Source organism: Amycolatopsis sp. NPDC047767 (assembly GCF_040704195.1).
In the GTDB taxonomy this organism is placed as follows: domain Bacteria; phylum Actinomycetota; class Actinomycetes; order Mycobacteriales; family Pseudonocardiaceae; genus Amycolatopsis.
In genome coordinates this window covers 1-13,708 of the sequence record NZ_JBEYSJ010000004.1, presented here as the reverse complement: position 1 = coordinate 13,708, position 13,708 = coordinate 1, and the positions used below count along the sequence as shown (strand labels likewise).

General features: G+C 73.1%; 18 protein-coding genes. 12 read left to right on the top strand and 6 right to left on the bottom strand.

Going from position 1 to position 13,708, the window contains the following annotated elements; all coding sequences use genetic code 11:
• Positions 1–225: 225 nt before the first annotated feature.
• Positions 226–549, bottom strand: coding sequence for a hypothetical protein (locus AB0878_RS08840; protein WP_366577955.1), 324 nt, complete (start codon positions 547–549; stop codon positions 226–228).
• A gap of 385 nt (positions 550–934) precedes the next feature.
• On the opposite strand from AB0878_RS08840, the gene AB0878_RS08835 reads away from it, so the two are divergent.
• Positions 935–1,294, top strand: coding sequence for a hypothetical protein (locus AB0878_RS08835; RefSeq protein ID WP_366577953.1), 360 nt, complete (start codon positions 935–937; stop codon positions 1,292–1,294).
• An 87-nt stretch (positions 1,295–1,381) separates the two neighbouring features.
• On the opposite strand, the gene AB0878_RS08830 is transcribed toward AB0878_RS08835, so the two are convergent.
• Together AB0878_RS08830 and AB0878_RS08825 are read right to left on the bottom strand one after the other, a co-directional pair.
• Positions 1,382–2,377 (bottom strand): NAD-dependent epimerase/dehydratase family protein, encoded by a 996-nt coding sequence (locus tag AB0878_RS08830; protein ID WP_366577952.1) that lies wholly within the window; start codon positions 2,375–2,377, stop codon positions 1,382–1,384.
• Positions 2,378–2,441: 64 nt separating this feature from the next.
• Positions 2,442–3,038 (bottom strand): response regulator transcription factor, encoded by a 597-nt coding sequence (locus tag AB0878_RS08825; protein ID WP_366577950.1) that lies wholly within the window; start codon positions 3,036–3,038, stop codon positions 2,442–2,444.
• Between the two features lie 22 nt (positions 3,039–3,060).
• Between AB0878_RS08825 and AB0878_RS08820 the strand changes: the two genes are divergently transcribed.
• Complete coding sequence (locus tag AB0878_RS08820; protein ID WP_366577948.1) at positions 3,061–4,161, top strand: histidine kinase; 1,101 nt, start codon at positions 3,061–3,063, stop codon at positions 4,159–4,161.
• Here the strand turns inward: AB0878_RS08820 and AB0878_RS08815 are convergent.
• A complete protein-coding gene (locus tag AB0878_RS08815) occupies positions 4,121–4,870 on the bottom strand; it encodes a polysaccharide deacetylase family protein (RefSeq protein WP_366577947.1) in 750 nt (249 codons plus the stop codon). The two genes, AB0878_RS08820 and AB0878_RS08815, sit on opposite strands and share 41 nt — an antisense overlap.
• A 116-nt stretch (positions 4,871–4,986) precedes the next feature.
• Here AB0878_RS08815 and AB0878_RS08810 point away from each other — a divergent pair, with 116 nt between their 5' ends.
• Complete coding sequence (locus tag AB0878_RS08810; RefSeq protein WP_366577946.1) at positions 4,987–5,274, top strand: antibiotic biosynthesis monooxygenase family protein; 288 nt, start codon at positions 4,987–4,989, stop codon at positions 5,272–5,274.
• Between the two features lie 4 nt (positions 5,275–5,278).
• Here the strand turns inward: AB0878_RS08810 and AB0878_RS08805 are convergent, their stop codons facing one another.
• Positions 5,279–6,640: a PLP-dependent aminotransferase family protein gene (locus AB0878_RS08805; RefSeq protein ID WP_366577944.1), complete on the bottom strand. Its 1,362-nt coding sequence runs from the start codon at positions 6,638–6,640 to the stop codon at positions 5,279–5,281.
• A gap of 311 nt (positions 6,641–6,951) precedes the next feature.
• Between AB0878_RS08805 and AB0878_RS08800 the strand changes: the two genes are divergently transcribed.
• From AB0878_RS08800 to AB0878_RS08775, 6 genes are all read left to right on the top strand, one after another.
• Positions 6,952–7,107 carry a hypothetical protein gene (locus tag AB0878_RS08800; protein WP_326834498.1) on the top strand — a complete coding sequence of 52 codons (156 nt, stop codon included), beginning with the start codon at positions 6,952–6,954 and terminating at the stop codon, positions 7,105–7,107.
• A 61-nt stretch (positions 7,108–7,168) separates the two neighbouring features.
• Positions 7,169–7,351 carry a CsbD family protein gene (locus AB0878_RS08795; RefSeq protein WP_360595731.1) on the top strand — a complete coding sequence of 61 codons (183 nt, stop codon included), beginning with the start codon at positions 7,169–7,171 and terminating at the stop codon, positions 7,349–7,351.
• 222 nt (positions 7,352–7,573) lie between these two features.
• Entirely contained in the window at positions 7,574–8,020 is a 447-nt protein-coding gene (locus AB0878_RS08790) for a hypothetical protein (protein WP_366577942.1), read from the top strand.
• A gap of 102 nt (positions 8,021–8,122) precedes the next feature.
• The gene (locus tag AB0878_RS08785; RefSeq protein WP_366577940.1) at positions 8,123–8,503 is read left to right on the top strand and encodes an STAS domain-containing protein; all 381 of its coding nucleotides are present in this window, start codon (positions 8,123–8,125) and stop codon (positions 8,501–8,503) included.
• Complete coding sequence (locus tag AB0878_RS08780) at positions 8,500–10,065, top strand: GAF domain-containing SpoIIE family protein phosphatase (RefSeq protein ID WP_366577938.1); 1,566 nt, start codon at positions 8,500–8,502, stop codon at positions 10,063–10,065. Before AB0878_RS08785 ends, AB0878_RS08780 begins: the two co-directional genes overlap by 4 nt.
• Complete coding sequence (locus AB0878_RS08775) at positions 10,062–10,481, top strand: ATP-binding protein (RefSeq protein WP_366577936.1); 420 nt, start codon at positions 10,062–10,064, stop codon at positions 10,479–10,481. Before AB0878_RS08780 ends, AB0878_RS08775 begins: the two co-directional genes overlap by 4 nt.
• On the opposite strand, the gene AB0878_RS08770 is transcribed toward AB0878_RS08775, so the two are convergent.
• Positions 10,453–11,628 carry an MFS transporter gene (locus AB0878_RS08770; protein ID WP_366577934.1) on the bottom strand — a complete coding sequence of 392 codons (1,176 nt, stop codon included), beginning with the start codon at positions 11,626–11,628 and terminating at the stop codon, positions 10,453–10,455. The genes AB0878_RS08775 and AB0878_RS08770 overlap by 29 nt on opposite strands.
• Before the next feature lie 199 nt (positions 11,629–11,827).
• Here AB0878_RS08770 and AB0878_RS08765 point away from each other — a divergent pair, with 199 nt between their 5' ends.
• The 3 genes from AB0878_RS08765 to msrA form a co-directional block, all read left to right on the top strand.
• Positions 11,828–12,754, top strand: a complete 927-nt coding sequence (locus AB0878_RS08765) for a LysR family transcriptional regulator (protein ID WP_366577932.1) — start codon at positions 11,828–11,830, stop codon at positions 12,752–12,754.
• 91 nt (positions 12,755–12,845) lie between these two features.
• Complete coding sequence (msrB, locus tag AB0878_RS08760; protein WP_366577930.1) at positions 12,846–13,310, top strand: peptide-methionine (R)-S-oxide reductase MsrB; 465 nt, start codon at positions 12,846–12,848, stop codon at positions 13,308–13,310.
• A gap of 54 nt (positions 13,311–13,364) precedes the next feature.
• A partial coding sequence (gene msrA, locus AB0878_RS08755) for a peptide-methionine (S)-S-oxide reductase MsrA (RefSeq protein ID WP_366578704.1) occupies positions 13,365–13,708 on the top strand: 344 nt, incomplete at its 3' end.

Genomic DNA, 13,708 nt, shown 5'->3' with positions numbered 1-13,708 from the left:
GGTGCGGCGCCCAGCTCGGGTGGGCGGCGAGTTGATTCGGCGGGCGACCGTCGGGTGGGGCCAAAGCGCCCCAATGTGGCATTCGGTGCGCTCAACGCACCCAATGTGGCGTTCGGTTGCGTTGAGCGGAACCACTGTGGCGAGGTGGGCGGGGTCGCGGTGATGGTGAGCCGGTGCGCGGTTCCGTGTTCGCTGAGGCACGCCGGCTCGGGTCGGAGCGCCGGGTCAGTGGGCGCAGGCGGCGCAGGTCTGCGCCGCGGGTTCGGCCGGGGCCGGTGGGCGCCGGGGGCGGGGCACGGCGGCCGCGAGGCAGGGCCGGCACGAGGCGGCCGGAAGGGCGGGTTCGGTTCGTTTCGGTGGGGCGATCGGCGCGGGCCGCACGCGGGGCAGGACCTCGGCGACGGCGCGCAGCTCCTCGGCGAGCCGCAGCGGCGTGCGGGCGGCGGGTGCGGGGCGCAGGGCGGGGCGGCGGCGCAGTACGAGCAGCGCCGCCGCGAGCGGCCCGCCTGCCAGCGGCAGGCCGGCGACCACCATCGCGAACAGTCCCATCACCGACCCCAGAGGTGCGCGGACACCGGCACCGTGACCGCTCGGCTCGGCGGTCCGTCCCCCGTGCTTCGCGGGGTAGCCGATGCTAGCGCCGGTTGCCACGTGGCCAACAGGATCACCACCCGGCCGTGGTGGCGTCCGCCTCGTGAACGTCACTTGACATGGCGAGGGAGATTCGTCATGCCCGTGTCGCCATTGCCCGGTCGGCCACGAAGCCGTGGTACGAACGACCCTTTCGCGCGGTGCCCCATCTTCTATAGAAGCGCGCAGACGGGATCGAAAAGAGAAGTGTGTCTGTCCTACCCTGGGGGAGGTCGTGCTAACGTCCGCGCCAGCGTGCGGATGCACGTGCGGATTCCCGAGCTGGCAACGGAAGGCGGGGACGATGGACCATTCACCCTGCGACGTCGAGTCCGGCCTGCGCGCCCTCATCGCCCGCGGCTACCAGTTCGTGCACCCCAGCGACGCCACCGGCGAAGTCCTCGCGGTCGTCGGCGTCCGCGTCCACGGCGACGTCGTGGACGTCTTCCGCCTCGACGCCGAGGACGACGCCACCGCCATCCGCATGCCCGCGGACGAAGAAAACGTTTTCACGCCCAGCACCTGGCTGTGGCGCACAAGCGGCCCCGCCGCCCACGTGCTGGCCGGCCTCCTCGCCCTCCCGGACGACACCACCCCCGGCACCTCGGGCGGCTGCTGGATCCCCGGCCGTCCGGGCACGGCGAAATGGCTCGCCGCGAGCTGACCCGCCACCGCGCCGGCTGACAACCGGCGCGGCCGCACGGCCCTTACCAACCTGGCTACTGCGCCCGCTCCCCCGGCGCGCACCGGATCACAACCCCGCCAGTACCTCCGCCTCCTCCGCCGCCGACAGGCCCGCGCGGCGCTCGCGGTCCAAACCCAGCTCGCGTTCACGCTCCAGTGCGCCCGTGACGGCGTCGGAGAGGGGGCGGACGTCGAGGCCCGCCGCGAGTGATGGGGCCGGGTCGTGGGAGGCGAGGCCGGCGTAGGTGGGCGGGAGCCAGAGGGGCAGGGAGCGTGGACCGGACCACGGGGCGACGCCGGCGGTTTCCAGCTGGGTGTCCGTGGCGGGCACGAAGTCGACGTCCGTGCCGACGGCCGCGGCGATGTCGGCGAGCAGCTTGCCCAGGCCGACGGCGGGGCCGATCGCGTCGAAGGTGCCGGTCAACCCCGTCTCGGACGCCGTGACGATCCAGGCCGCGAGATCGCGCACGTCGAGGTACTGGGCGAGCCGGTCGGAGGCGGGCACGAGCACGCGGCCGCCGCGGGCGAAGCGGCCGGGCCAGTAGCCGAAGCGGTCGCTGCCGTCGCCGGGGCCGGTGATCAGGCCGGGCCGCACGACGAACGCGCGCTCCCCCAGGGCGGCGCGCACGGCGTTCTCGCTGGCCACCTTGATTCCGCCGTACAGCCCGGTGCCGCCTTCCGCGGCCAGGTCGGCGCGGGTGGCGTGGCGCGCCAGCGGCTCCACCAGCGGGCCGGTCGCCGGGGTCTGGCCGGGTGTGGCCTCGTCGGCGTAGACGTTGATCGTCGAGACGAACGTCCAGTGCGCCACGCGGTCCGCGAGCGCCGCCAGTGCGCGCTCCACCCACGGGAACGACATCGGCGCCACGTCCACCACGGCGTCGAACGCGGGCAGCGCGGCCAATCCGTCCGGATCGTCCCGGTCCACCTTGATCAGGCGCGCGCCGTCGGGCACCGTCCCCGACTCGCCGCGGGCCGCGCACACGACCTCGTGGCCCCGCCTCAGTGCCTCCGCCGCCACCGCCCGCCCGACGAACACCGTCCCACCCAGCACGAGAAGTCTCATGCCCCTCACCCTGGCCCGCCCGCCACGGCGCGACCACCGGTCTCGCGGAGGGCGAACGCGCCCCTCAGCCCAGCACCCGCTCCGCCGCCAGCGCCGCCTGCGTGCGGCTGCCCACCTGCAGCTTCGCGAGGAGGTTGCCCACGTGGACCTTGACCGTGCGTTCCGCCAGGCCGAGCCCGGCGGCGATGTCCCGATTGGACAGTCCGCGGCCGAGCAACGCCAGCACGTCGCGTTCGCGCGGGGTGAACGGCTCGGCCGGGGCCCCGAGCTCCGCGGCGACGGCCGGGCTGACTGCGGTCACCCCGGCGTGCGCGGCGCGGACGGCGGCAGCCAGCTCCTCGCCCGTGGAGTCCTTGAGCACGAACCCGTCCGCGCCCTCGGCCAGGGCGCGCCGGATGTCGCGCGCCCGCCCGATCGTCGTCAGCATCACCACGCGCGGGCGGGACGTGCGCGCCCGCAGCCGGCGCAGCACCTCGAGGCCGTCGAGGCCCGGCAGGTTCAGGTCCAGCAGCACCACGTCACCCAGGTCGCCCGGCACGGCGAGCAGCTCGGCACCGTCGGCGTGCACGCCGGTCACGGTGAGGTCCGGCTGCGCGGCGAGGATGAGGGCGAGACCTTCGCGGACCAGCGCGTGGTCGTCGACGACGCGGATCCCGATCACCGGCGCAGTCTACCCTCGGTCCGTGCGCCGACTCGCCGATCGACGGCTCCTCGCCGACCTGGCCACCACGCTCCTGGTCGCCCTCCTGCTCGCGCTGGGCGGCACGTGGCAGCCGGGCCACGGCGGCGCCGGCCCGCTGCTCGTCGTCGCGCAGCTGCTGCCGTTGCCCTTTCGCCGGCGGTTCCCCGGCTGGGTGCTCGCCGTGGTCGCCGCGACGACCGTCGCCCACCTCGTGACCAGCGCGCCGCGCAACCTCGACTACCTCCCGGTCCTGCTCGCCCTCTACACCGCGCCGATGTCGCCGCGCCCGCTCGTCCGGTTCTGGCTCTGCGGCGCCACGACGGCCGCCCTCGGCGCGGCGATGGTGCCCGCCAAGGGTTTCGTGGACGGCGCGCTGCTCACCGCCGCCATCTGCGTCGTCGCCTGGCTGCTCGGTGTGGAACGCCAACGCCACGTCGCCGAACGCGCGGAGTTCGCCGCGCAACGCACCCGGCACCGGCTGGAACACCTCGCCACCGAACGCCGCGACCGCACCGCACGGCGGCTGCACGACACGCTCGCGCGCACCACTACCGTGATGCTCGTGCAGGCCGAGGCCCTGCGCGCGGTCGGCGACCTGACCGACGCCGACCGCCGGCGCGTCGACGCGATGCTGTCGGCCGGCCGCGACGCACTGGGCCAGGTCCGCGCGACGCTGCGCGAACTCCACGGTGACGAGGAACCCGCCGCCGAACCCGCGCTGGCCGATGTGCTCGACCAGCTGCGTTCCGCCGGTCTGGTCCTCGACACCGTGCCGGACGCGGCGGCCCTCCCCGGCCCCGTCCGTCCGCTCGCCGGGCGCGTGATCGCCGAAGCCGCCACCAACGCCCTGCGCCACCACGGCCCGGGCACGCGCCTGGGCGTCGACGTCGCCGTGACCGGCGGGCAGGCCCGGATCACCGTCGCATCGAAGGTCCGGACCCCACCGGTCGGGGAAACCGCCGGCGCCGGCTACGGCCTCACCAGCCTGCGCGCGCAGCTGGCCGAGCGCGGCGGCTCGCTCACCGCCGGACCCGTGGCCGGCGGCTGGTCCGTGGTGGCCGTCATCCCTTGCCCCGCAACGCCAGCAGCTGCGACACCGTGACGAACCGGTAGCCGCGCGCCCGCAGCCCGTCGATCGCGGGGCCGAGCGCCTCCCGCGTCGCCTCGCGGGCCGGGTACATCGCGTGCAGCACCACGATCGACCCCGGGCGCACGTGGGTCACCACGTACTCGGCGGTCGCGGCGGCCGAAGCGTCGACGTCGGGGTAGGAGTTCGGCTCGACGTCCCACATGATCGTCTGCCGGCCGTGCTCGTGGAGGTAGTACGGGAGCGCGAGCAGCTTCTTGCCGTTGGGCGGGCGCACGGTGATCTCGCCCCGGTAGCCGGTCCGGCGGATGAGCGCGTCGGTGCGTTCGATCTCCGCGGCGACGTAGCCGGGCGTCACCAGCACCATCCGCTCGTGCGAGTACGTGTGGTTACCGAGTTCGTGCCCGGCCGCGGCGAGCTCGCGGCCCAGCTCGGGGTGTGCCGCCAGCTCGCGGCCGATGAGGAAGAACGTCGCCTTCACCCCGCGCGAGGCCAGCGTCGCGAGCACCGGCGCGACGCCGGCCGAGTCGGGCCCGTCGTCGAAGGTCAGCGCCACGACCTTCTGCGACGTCTCGACCCGGTCGGTGAGGCCGCCGAAGAACTGGAACGTGCGGGCGTCGGCCACCCGCAGCAGCGCGTACCCGCCGCCGAGCAGCAGCACGAGGACGACGGCGAGCGAGATCGTCCAGCGGCGGGCCCGCCGGGACAGGTGGGGACGGATCATGCGCGCCACCCTGCCCACCCGCCCGGTGCGCCGGAAGCGGCGGAGGTACTAGTCCCTCCGGTCGATCGGCGAGCCGGCAGTACCGGCACCCGCGAGTCCGGAGTAGAACGGCAAGGGTGATCACCGAAATCGCGATCATCGACGTGAAACCGGGCGCCGGGGACGAATTCGCCGCCGCGTATGCGAAAGCCCGCGAGCTGCTCGCGAGCACGCCCGGCTGTCGGCGCGCTCGCATGATGCGCAGTGAAGAGAGCCCGGACCGCTTCGTCGGTGTCGTCGAGTGGGAGTCGAAGAAGCACCACCTGGAGAACTTCCGCGGCACCGACCGCTACGCCGCATACGGCGCGCTGCTCATGCCCTACCTCGCGGCGCCACCGCGGGTGGAGCACTTCGAGGCCGTCTGACGGGTCAGGCGCTGCGGCGGGACCGGACGCCGGCCGCCCGCGCGATCATGCCCGCCAGGTCGGCGACCGGCGCCGGGTCGTCGGGGAGCTGGCCCACGGCGACGCGGATGTGCGGCGCGCCGGAACGGCCCGTGAAAGACCGGCTGCCCGCGCCGACGGAGACGCCGTGCGCGGCCAGCGTGACCAGCGTGCGGGTCTCGTCGGGCACCGGCACCCAGAGCGTGAGCCCGTCGCCCGCGGCCACGTCGAGGCCGTGGTCGCGCAGCGCCTCGGCGAGCACCGTCCGCCGCGCCGCGTAGCGCCGGCGCGCGCGGTGGACCAGCGCGTCCGTGCCGGGGTCGGTGAGCAGGAACGCCTGCGCGTCCTGCAGCACCCGGCTGGACCACGCCGTGCCGAACGCCCGCTGCGCGCGCACCCGCTCCACGAGCGCGGCCGAGCCGCCGAGCACGCAGCTGCGCAGTTCCGTGCCGAACGCGGTGCAGTAGGACCGCACCAGCAGCACCTGCCCGGGCAGGTGCGTGCCCAGGCTCGCCCCCGCCGAAGCGGCGAGCGGGCCGAAGTCGTCGGCCTCGATCACGGCCGTGTCGGTGTGCGCGAGCACGGCGGCGAGCTCCGCGACGCGGGCGGCGGCCACCGTGTGGCCCAGCGGATTCTGCGCGCGCGGCTGGTAGACGAAGGCGACGGGCCGGTGCGCCAGCGCGGCCTCCAGCGCGTCGGCTCGCGGGCCGGTTTCGTCGCAGCGCACCGGAACCACGTGGATGCGCGCCGCCCGCAGGTGCCGCAGCAGCCAGGGCGCCGTCGGTTCCTCGACCGCGACGACGTCGCCGGGGCGGGCCACCGCCCGGCACGCCAGCGAAACGCCTTCCTGACCACCGGCGGCGACCGTCCACGCCTCCGCCGCGAACGGCCACTCCGGCTTCACCGCCGCCCGCAGCCGGGCGCTGATCGGTTCCTTCACCGCCGGCCGCTCCGACCGCACCCCGGCGGCCACGGCGTCCTCCAGTGGCGGCAGCAGCGCGGGATCGGGTGAGCCGTGCTCCAGGTCCACCGACTGCCAGCCCGGGAACATCCGCGCGGGCGGAAGCCCGGCGGGCGGCGCCAGCACCGTCGTGCCGCGCCGGCGGCCCGTGCCGATCAGCCCGGCCGCGCGCAGCTGCGCCCACGCCTCCGCGATCGTCGTGGGGCTCACCGACAGCTCGGCCGCGAGCGCGCGCACGGTCGGCAGCCTCGTGCCGGGCTGCACCTCGCCGTCGCGGATCAGGCCCGACACCGCGCCCGCGATCCCGCGCGCCGTGCGTTCGCCGATCCGCACGGCGAGCCAGCCGAGCCCGACCGGCGCCGTCGTCGCGAGTTCGCCCGAGGCCACGCACCGGCTCCCCTCATTCGGTGAGAAATCGATCTGTCGGGATCGAAAACTAGGCCGCCCGCACCCGGCCGCAAAGCGGTTTCACATCCTGGTCGGCCCCGGCAAAGGCGGTACAAAACCGCCGGTTCGCCCACCTGTGCGCACTTTCCTTCGGTGACCGAATGAACTCCCCGGAACCGGTTCCGCTGATCCGGCCGCCGGATCAGACCACTGGTACGTCCACACCGGACCGGACCCGAAAGTGTTTGCCCCGTCGCCCGGGCGGGTACTCCGAATCCATCGGTCCCCATTACAGAACAGCTGGAGAATCCATGATCGTGCTCGGAGTCATCCTGCTCGTCGTCGGTTTCATCACCGGCATCTCGATCCTGTGGACGATCGGCATCGTCCTGCTGGTCATCGGTGCGGTCCTGGCCATCCTGGGCGGAACCGGCCGCAAGGTCGGCGGCCGCGCGCACTGGTACTGAGCCGCGAAGTTTGAACCGTCCGAAAACGGGTAACCCTCCCGCCTGCGCGAAAGGAGCGGTCGTGAGCGATAAAATGCAGAACAAGGCCGATGAATTGAAGGGCCGCGCCAAAGAAGCACTCGGAAATGCCACCGGAAACGAACAGTGGCAGGCCGAAGGCAAAGCGGACCAGGCCAAGGGTGCCCTCAAGCAGGCCGGCGAGAAGGTCAAGGACGCCGTCGACGGGCTGAAGAACAAGGACTGACACGCGGGTGAACGAGCGCCGCCGGGCACCGCCCGGCGGCGCTCGCGTGTCCCGGGATGTTGAGGCGCCCCAAGGGAAAACGCCCCCGAACGAGTGAGATCACAGTCTCACAAAACCGAGGATTGGCCAGAAGGATGAGAGGGTAGCCGTGGGACGCCGCCCGTCCCGACCGGCGCGGCCACGATCGCGGTGTGGCTGACCGCCCGACCTGGGAGAATCGCCATGACGACCTCACTCACCCCCGAGATCACCGAAAAGACGTCCGCGAAAATCGCCGGACGCCCCGAATTCCCGCGCCCGGCACCGGCTCCGGCCGCCTCCGCACCGGAGGCCCCCGCCGCAGACCTCACCGGTGTGCACACGACCGCTCCGGACCCGGACTCCGACACCCGAGGAGCCGGTTCGCAGCTGCACCGCCTCGCCGCCATGGCTTCGCTGCAGGACTGGATCCGACGCAGCAGCCCCGTTCTCATGCACGAAGCCGTCCTCGCCGGGGAAAGCCCCGCCGAGGTCGCCTCGGCCGCCCGGCTTTCGGTCGCGCAAGCGCACCTCACGTGGAACACGTGGGCCACCCGCCGGCTGGCGTCCGCCACCCCCGGAGAAGCCCTTCCGTTGCGCCAGTACCTGCGCGTGCACACCGCCTTCGCGCGGGCGCTGAACGACGCCTGATCATTCGGTCGCCGAACTGGTCACCGGCCCCGAGGCCGCCCGGCACTGCACCGAACGGGGTATGGCCGGGCGAGACGGACGCGGGCTTGGCAGTATTGGCGCATGGCTGAGTCCGGTGTCCCCGCCGACGACGCGGGCCGGGTGGAAACCACGGGCGGTGCCGTCGCGCTGAGTGAGAGCGACGGCGCCACGGTGCTGGCCGTGAGCGGCGCCCTCGACCTCGCACTCGCTCCCCAGCTGCGCCGGCTCGTGGACCGCGCCGCGCGCACGGGGGCGCCGGTGCTCGTGATCGACCTCAGCGCCGTCGACTTCCTGGCGTCGGCGGGGATGGCGGTGCTCGTGTGGGCCCACCGGCAGGCCGAACCCGCCGACGTGCGCGTGGTCGCGAGCAGCCGGCTCACACTGCGGCCGCTGGAGCTGACGCGTCTGACCGACGAGCTCGCCTTGTTCCCCTCCTTGCCCGCCGCGCTGGAGGGCGCATGACGACCACCGACGGCCTGGGGCCGGTGGCACAGGCCGTGCGCAAGGCGTTCGTCGACGCCGAGGGCCGGCCCGTGGCCGTGCGGGTCCGCCGGCTCGATGCCGCGGACTTCCGGGGCCGCGGCCGGATCGTGGTCCCCGACGCCGCGACCGTGGCGCAGCTCGTGCCCGCCCAGCGCGTGACCGGCGCCGTGGTCGTCGCCGACGACGACGCCACCGTGCTGCTGCACACCGACGCCCCCGAAGGCGCCCGTCTCGCGCCGACCGCGGCCGGGGTCGACGCCGCGACGGCCGAGCTCACCGGCACCGTGAGCCGGCTGCGGGCCGAGGCCGGCGTCGTCGACGCCCTGCACTCCATCGGCCGCCGCCTCACCGCGCAGCTCGACCTCGACGTCGTCGTCCAAGACGCCACCGACGCCGCCACCGGTGCGACCGGCGCGGCCTTCGGCGCGTTCTTCTACAACCTCGTCGACCAGTTCGGCGAGTCCTACACGCTGTACACCCTCTCCGGCGTGCCACGCGAAGCGTTCTCCCGCTTCCCCATGCCCCGCAACACCGCCGTGTTCGGCCCGACCTTCGACGGCACCGGCACCGTCCGCAGCCCCGACATCACGGCCGACCCGCGCTTCGGCCGCAACGCGCCGTATCACGGCATGCCCGAAGGCCACCTGCCCGTGCGCAGCTACCTCGCCGTGTCGGTGGTGAGCCCCACCAGCGGCGAGGTGCTCGGCGGGTTCTTCTTCGGCCACCCCGGGACCGGCCGGTTCACCGAGCGCCACGAGTACCTCGCCGAAGGCATCGCGGGCTACGCCGCCATCGCGCTGGACAACGCGCGCCTCTACGAACGCGAGCGCACCCTCGCCGCGGAGCTCTCGCGGAGCATGGTGCCCGCCGCGCCGCGGATCCCGGGCCTCGACCTCGTCACGCGGTACCTGCCGGCCGCCACCGGCAGCAAGGTCGGCGGCGACTGGTTCGACGTGCTCCGCCTCGGCTCGGGGGCCACCGCGTTCGTGATCGGCGACGTGGTCGGCCACGGCGTCACCGCGGCCACCGTGATGGGCCAGGTGCGCACCGCGATCCGCTCGTACGCGCTGCTGGAGCTGCCGCCCTCGGAAGTGCTGCGCAACGTCTCGCAGCTCACCGGCCGCTTCGCGGAGCCGAGTTTCGTGACCTGTTTCTACGCCGTGCACCAGCCTGCGGACCACACGCTGACGTACGCGAACGCCGGGCACCTGCCCGGCGTGCTCGTCCACCCCGACGGGACTCCCGAGCAGATCGGCGAGGCGCTGGCCCAGCCGCTCGGCGTCGGCGCGGAGTTCCCGCAGGAGCGGGTGGCCTTCCCGCCGGGCACCGATCTCGTGCTCTACACCGACGGTCTCGTGGAGAGCCGCACCCGCGACCTCACCGTCGGCATCGCCGGGCTGCTCGCCGCGCTCGGCGGCCTGCGGGACGGCTCCGACGCGGAAACCGCGTGGGACCGCCTGATCCAGGACCTCACCGGCGGCGACCACGACGACGACATCGCGGTGATCCACGCGCGCCACCGGGCCGGGGGTGCGGCATGACCGGGCGAGCGACCGAAGACCGCACCACACCGGAGTTCCGCCGCCGCGTCACCGCGGCGGCGGAACCGCTGATCGGGCTGCGCCGCGCCCTCGCCGCCTGGGTGGCGGGGCTCGACATGAGCACCACGCAGCAGGAGGACGTGGTGATGGCGAGCTACGAGGCCATGGCCAACTCCGCCGAACACGCCTACGAGGGCCGGGAAACCGGTGTCCTCGACGTCCTCGCGACCTGTGTGGACGGTCGGGTCACCGTGGTCGTCACCGACTACGGCCGCTGGCTCCCGCCCCGCCCGACCAACGGCCTGCGCGGCCGCGGCCTGCCGCTGATGCAGGGGCTCGCGCACGAAAGCGAGTGCGTGCAACGCCCGGACGGCACCACGGTGACGCTCAGCTGGCAGCTCGAACCGGCCGGCTAGCGGGCCGCAGGATGCGGTTCGCCGACCAGGCGAGCAGCAGGAGCTCGGCCACGGAGAACCCCAGCAGTGCCATCGGGCTCGACACCCACACCAGCGCCAGCCCGACGGCGAGCACCGGCACGACGAGGCCCGCGTAGGCCGCGAGGAACAGCGCCGCCAGCACCTGGCCACGCGAGCGCGGGCCGGCCAGCGTGGCCACAGTGGTCACCGACGCGCGGAAGCCGAGCCCCATGCCCGTGCCGGCGAGGAGGCTGCCGGCGAAGAACAGCCACAGCGAAGGCAGCAGCGCCGCGACCGGCAGCACCACGAGTCCCACGGCCATCAACGCGAAGCCGAGCCGCAGCTGCCACGCGACGGTGAGCCACGCGAAGACGATCTGCCCGAGCGCCGCGGCGACCAGCAGCGAAGCCGCCGCGATCCCGGCGAGCAGATGGCCGCTCTGGTGCAGACCTTGGGCGAGCAGCGTCGGGGCCAGCGCCGCGAACAGACCCGTGATCGCGAAGGACGCGAACACGGCGATGGCCGCGCCGAAGAACGTCGGCTTCGCGTCGGCCGGCAGCGAAAGCCGCTGCGGCCGGTAGGCGGGCGGCTCGTCCCACGGCTCGACGGTCTCGGGCACCAGCGCCACGGCGACCGCGGCCGCGACCAGCACCACCAGGAACACGGCGAACGGCGTGGTGAGCGGGCTGGTCGCGTACTTCGCGAAGAACCCGCCGACGAGCGGGCCGAGGCCGAGCCCACCGAGGTTCACCACGCTCGCGATCAGCCCCGCGCGCCCGGCGTGCTCGCCGGGCCGCGCGATGGCGCGCAGCTCCGACAGGTGCGCGGTGGCCGTGGCCGTGAGCGCGCCGATGCCGGCTCCGCTGACCAGCCGGGCCACCAGCAGCACCGGCACCTCGCCTGACGACAGGAACAACGCGGCCGCCAGCGCCTCGGCGAGGGTCGCGACGACGATCACACGGCGCCGGCCGAGCCAGTCGCTCACGTGGCCGGCGAGGTAGAGGCTCGCCATCACGCCCACGGCGTAGGCGGCGAAGACGAGGGTGACCACGAACGTCGGGAACCCGTCCTGGCGCTGGTAGATCGCGTACAGCGGCGTCGGCACGGTGGAGAACGCGAGCGACGCGGCGAACGCGAGGGCGATCACGCGGAAGCCCCAGTCGTGGGTGAGCCTCGGGCGGGCTGTTCGGACTGTTCGGGCTGTGTGGGCTGGGACGGGCGAAACGGTGTGGAGCATGGCTGCCTTCCCCGGAAGATCGTTGTGCCTTCAACCATCCGCTCGGCGACTCATTTAGTCCAACGAAAAGTCTTGGCGACAGTTATCGCCAGATGCGATAATTCGCGGCGTGGAAACCCGCCAGCTCGAGTACTTCGTGGCCGTGGCCGAGGAGCTCAGCTTCACGCGCGCGGCGCAGCGGTTGTTCGCCGTCCAGTCCACGGTGTCCGCCACGATCCGCACGCTGGAGACCGAGCTGGGCACGACGTTGTTCGACCGCTCCACGCGCAAGGTCGCGCTGTCGGCTTCGGGTGAGTTGTTCCTGCCGGAGGCGAAGGCCGCGCTCGACGCCGTGGAGCGCGCCCGCGAGGTGGTTCAGGAGGCCTCGGCGGGCCTGCGGGGCAGCCTGCGGGTGGGCACGCTCACGAGCGTCGGCGCGCTCGACCTGCCGGCGGTGCTCGGCGCGTTCCACGACCGGCACCCGCTGGTCGACCTGCATCTGACGGTGTCGGTGACGGGCTCGACCGGCCTGGCCGAGGACGTGCGCCACGGCCGGCTCGACGTCGCGCTGCTCGGCCTGCCCGAAAGCGCACTGCCGGGCCTGACCGTGCGCACGATCGTCACGGTCCCCTACTTCGCCGTGCTCCCGGCCGCGCACCGGCTCGCCGGCCGGGCGTCGATCTCCTTGCGGGACCTGGCCGGCGAGCGATTCGTGGACGCGCCGCGCGGCTTCGGCAACCGCATCGCGATCGACCAGGCCTGCGAGTCGCTCGGCGTCCCCCGCCGGGTCCCGGTGGAGGTCGCCGACCTCCGCGTGATGCCCCTGTACGTCGCCGCCGGGCTGGGCGTCGCCGTGATCCCCGACCTCATGCCGCTGACCGCGCCCGGCACCGCCGTGGTGCCGCTGGAAGACGCCGGGCTCACGTGGCCCCTCTCGGTCGTGAGCCACGGTGAAAAGGCCCCCGGACGGGCGCTGCGGACCCTGCTCGATCTACTGGTGGGGACCGATTTCTTACAGAAGTCGGACGACGGCGCAAGCGGCCGTCCGAGGGAATAGAAGGAGCCCGTACGGTGTCTATATAACTGCACGTCCAGGTGCGTTTCACCTGGTTCCCCAGCTCGAGCCGAGAGGCCGCGAAGGGAGAGCTGTGTCCCAGCAGACCCAGTACAACAAGAACCCGGAAGCCGTGTCCCGGCTGACCCCGGAGCAGTACCGCGTGACCCAGCAGGACGGGACCGAGCGGGCGTTCGCGAACGAATACTGGGACAACCACGAGCCCGGCATCTACGTCGACGTCGTGTCCGGCGAGCCGCTGTTCGCGTCGGTCGACAAGTACGACAGCCACTCCGGCTGGCCGAGCTTCACCAAGCCGATCGAGAAGACGAACGTCGTCGAGCGCAACGACTTCAGCCACGGCATGATCCGGGCCGAGGTCCGTTCGCTGCACGGTGACAGCCACCTCGGCCACGTCTTCGACGACGGCCCGGTCGACCAGGGCGGTCTGCGCTACTGCATCAACTCCGCGTCGTTGAAGTTCATCCACCTCGACGACCTGGAGAAAGAAGGGTATGGAGACTTCCGTGCCCTCTTCACCGACAACACCGACAAGTAGGGAGACGACGTGACCACTGAAAAGGCGATCCTCGCCGGCGGATGTTTCTGGGGTATGGAGGAGCTGTTCCGCCACCAGAGCGGCGTCGTGTCCACGCGCGTCGGCTACAGCGGCGGCGACACCCCCAACGCGACCTACCGCAACCACGGCACCCACGCCGAGGCCATCGAGGTCCTCTACGACCCGGCGCAGACCGATTTCCGGAACCTGCTCGAGTTCTTCTTCCAGGTCCACGACCCCACGACGAAGAACCGGCAGGGCAACGACATCGGGATGAGCTACCGCTCCGCGATCTACTTCACGAACGACGAGCAGAAGAAGGTCGCCGAGGACACCATCGCCGACGTCGAGGCCTCCGGCCTCTGGCCCGGCAAGGTCGTCACCGAGGTCACCCCGGC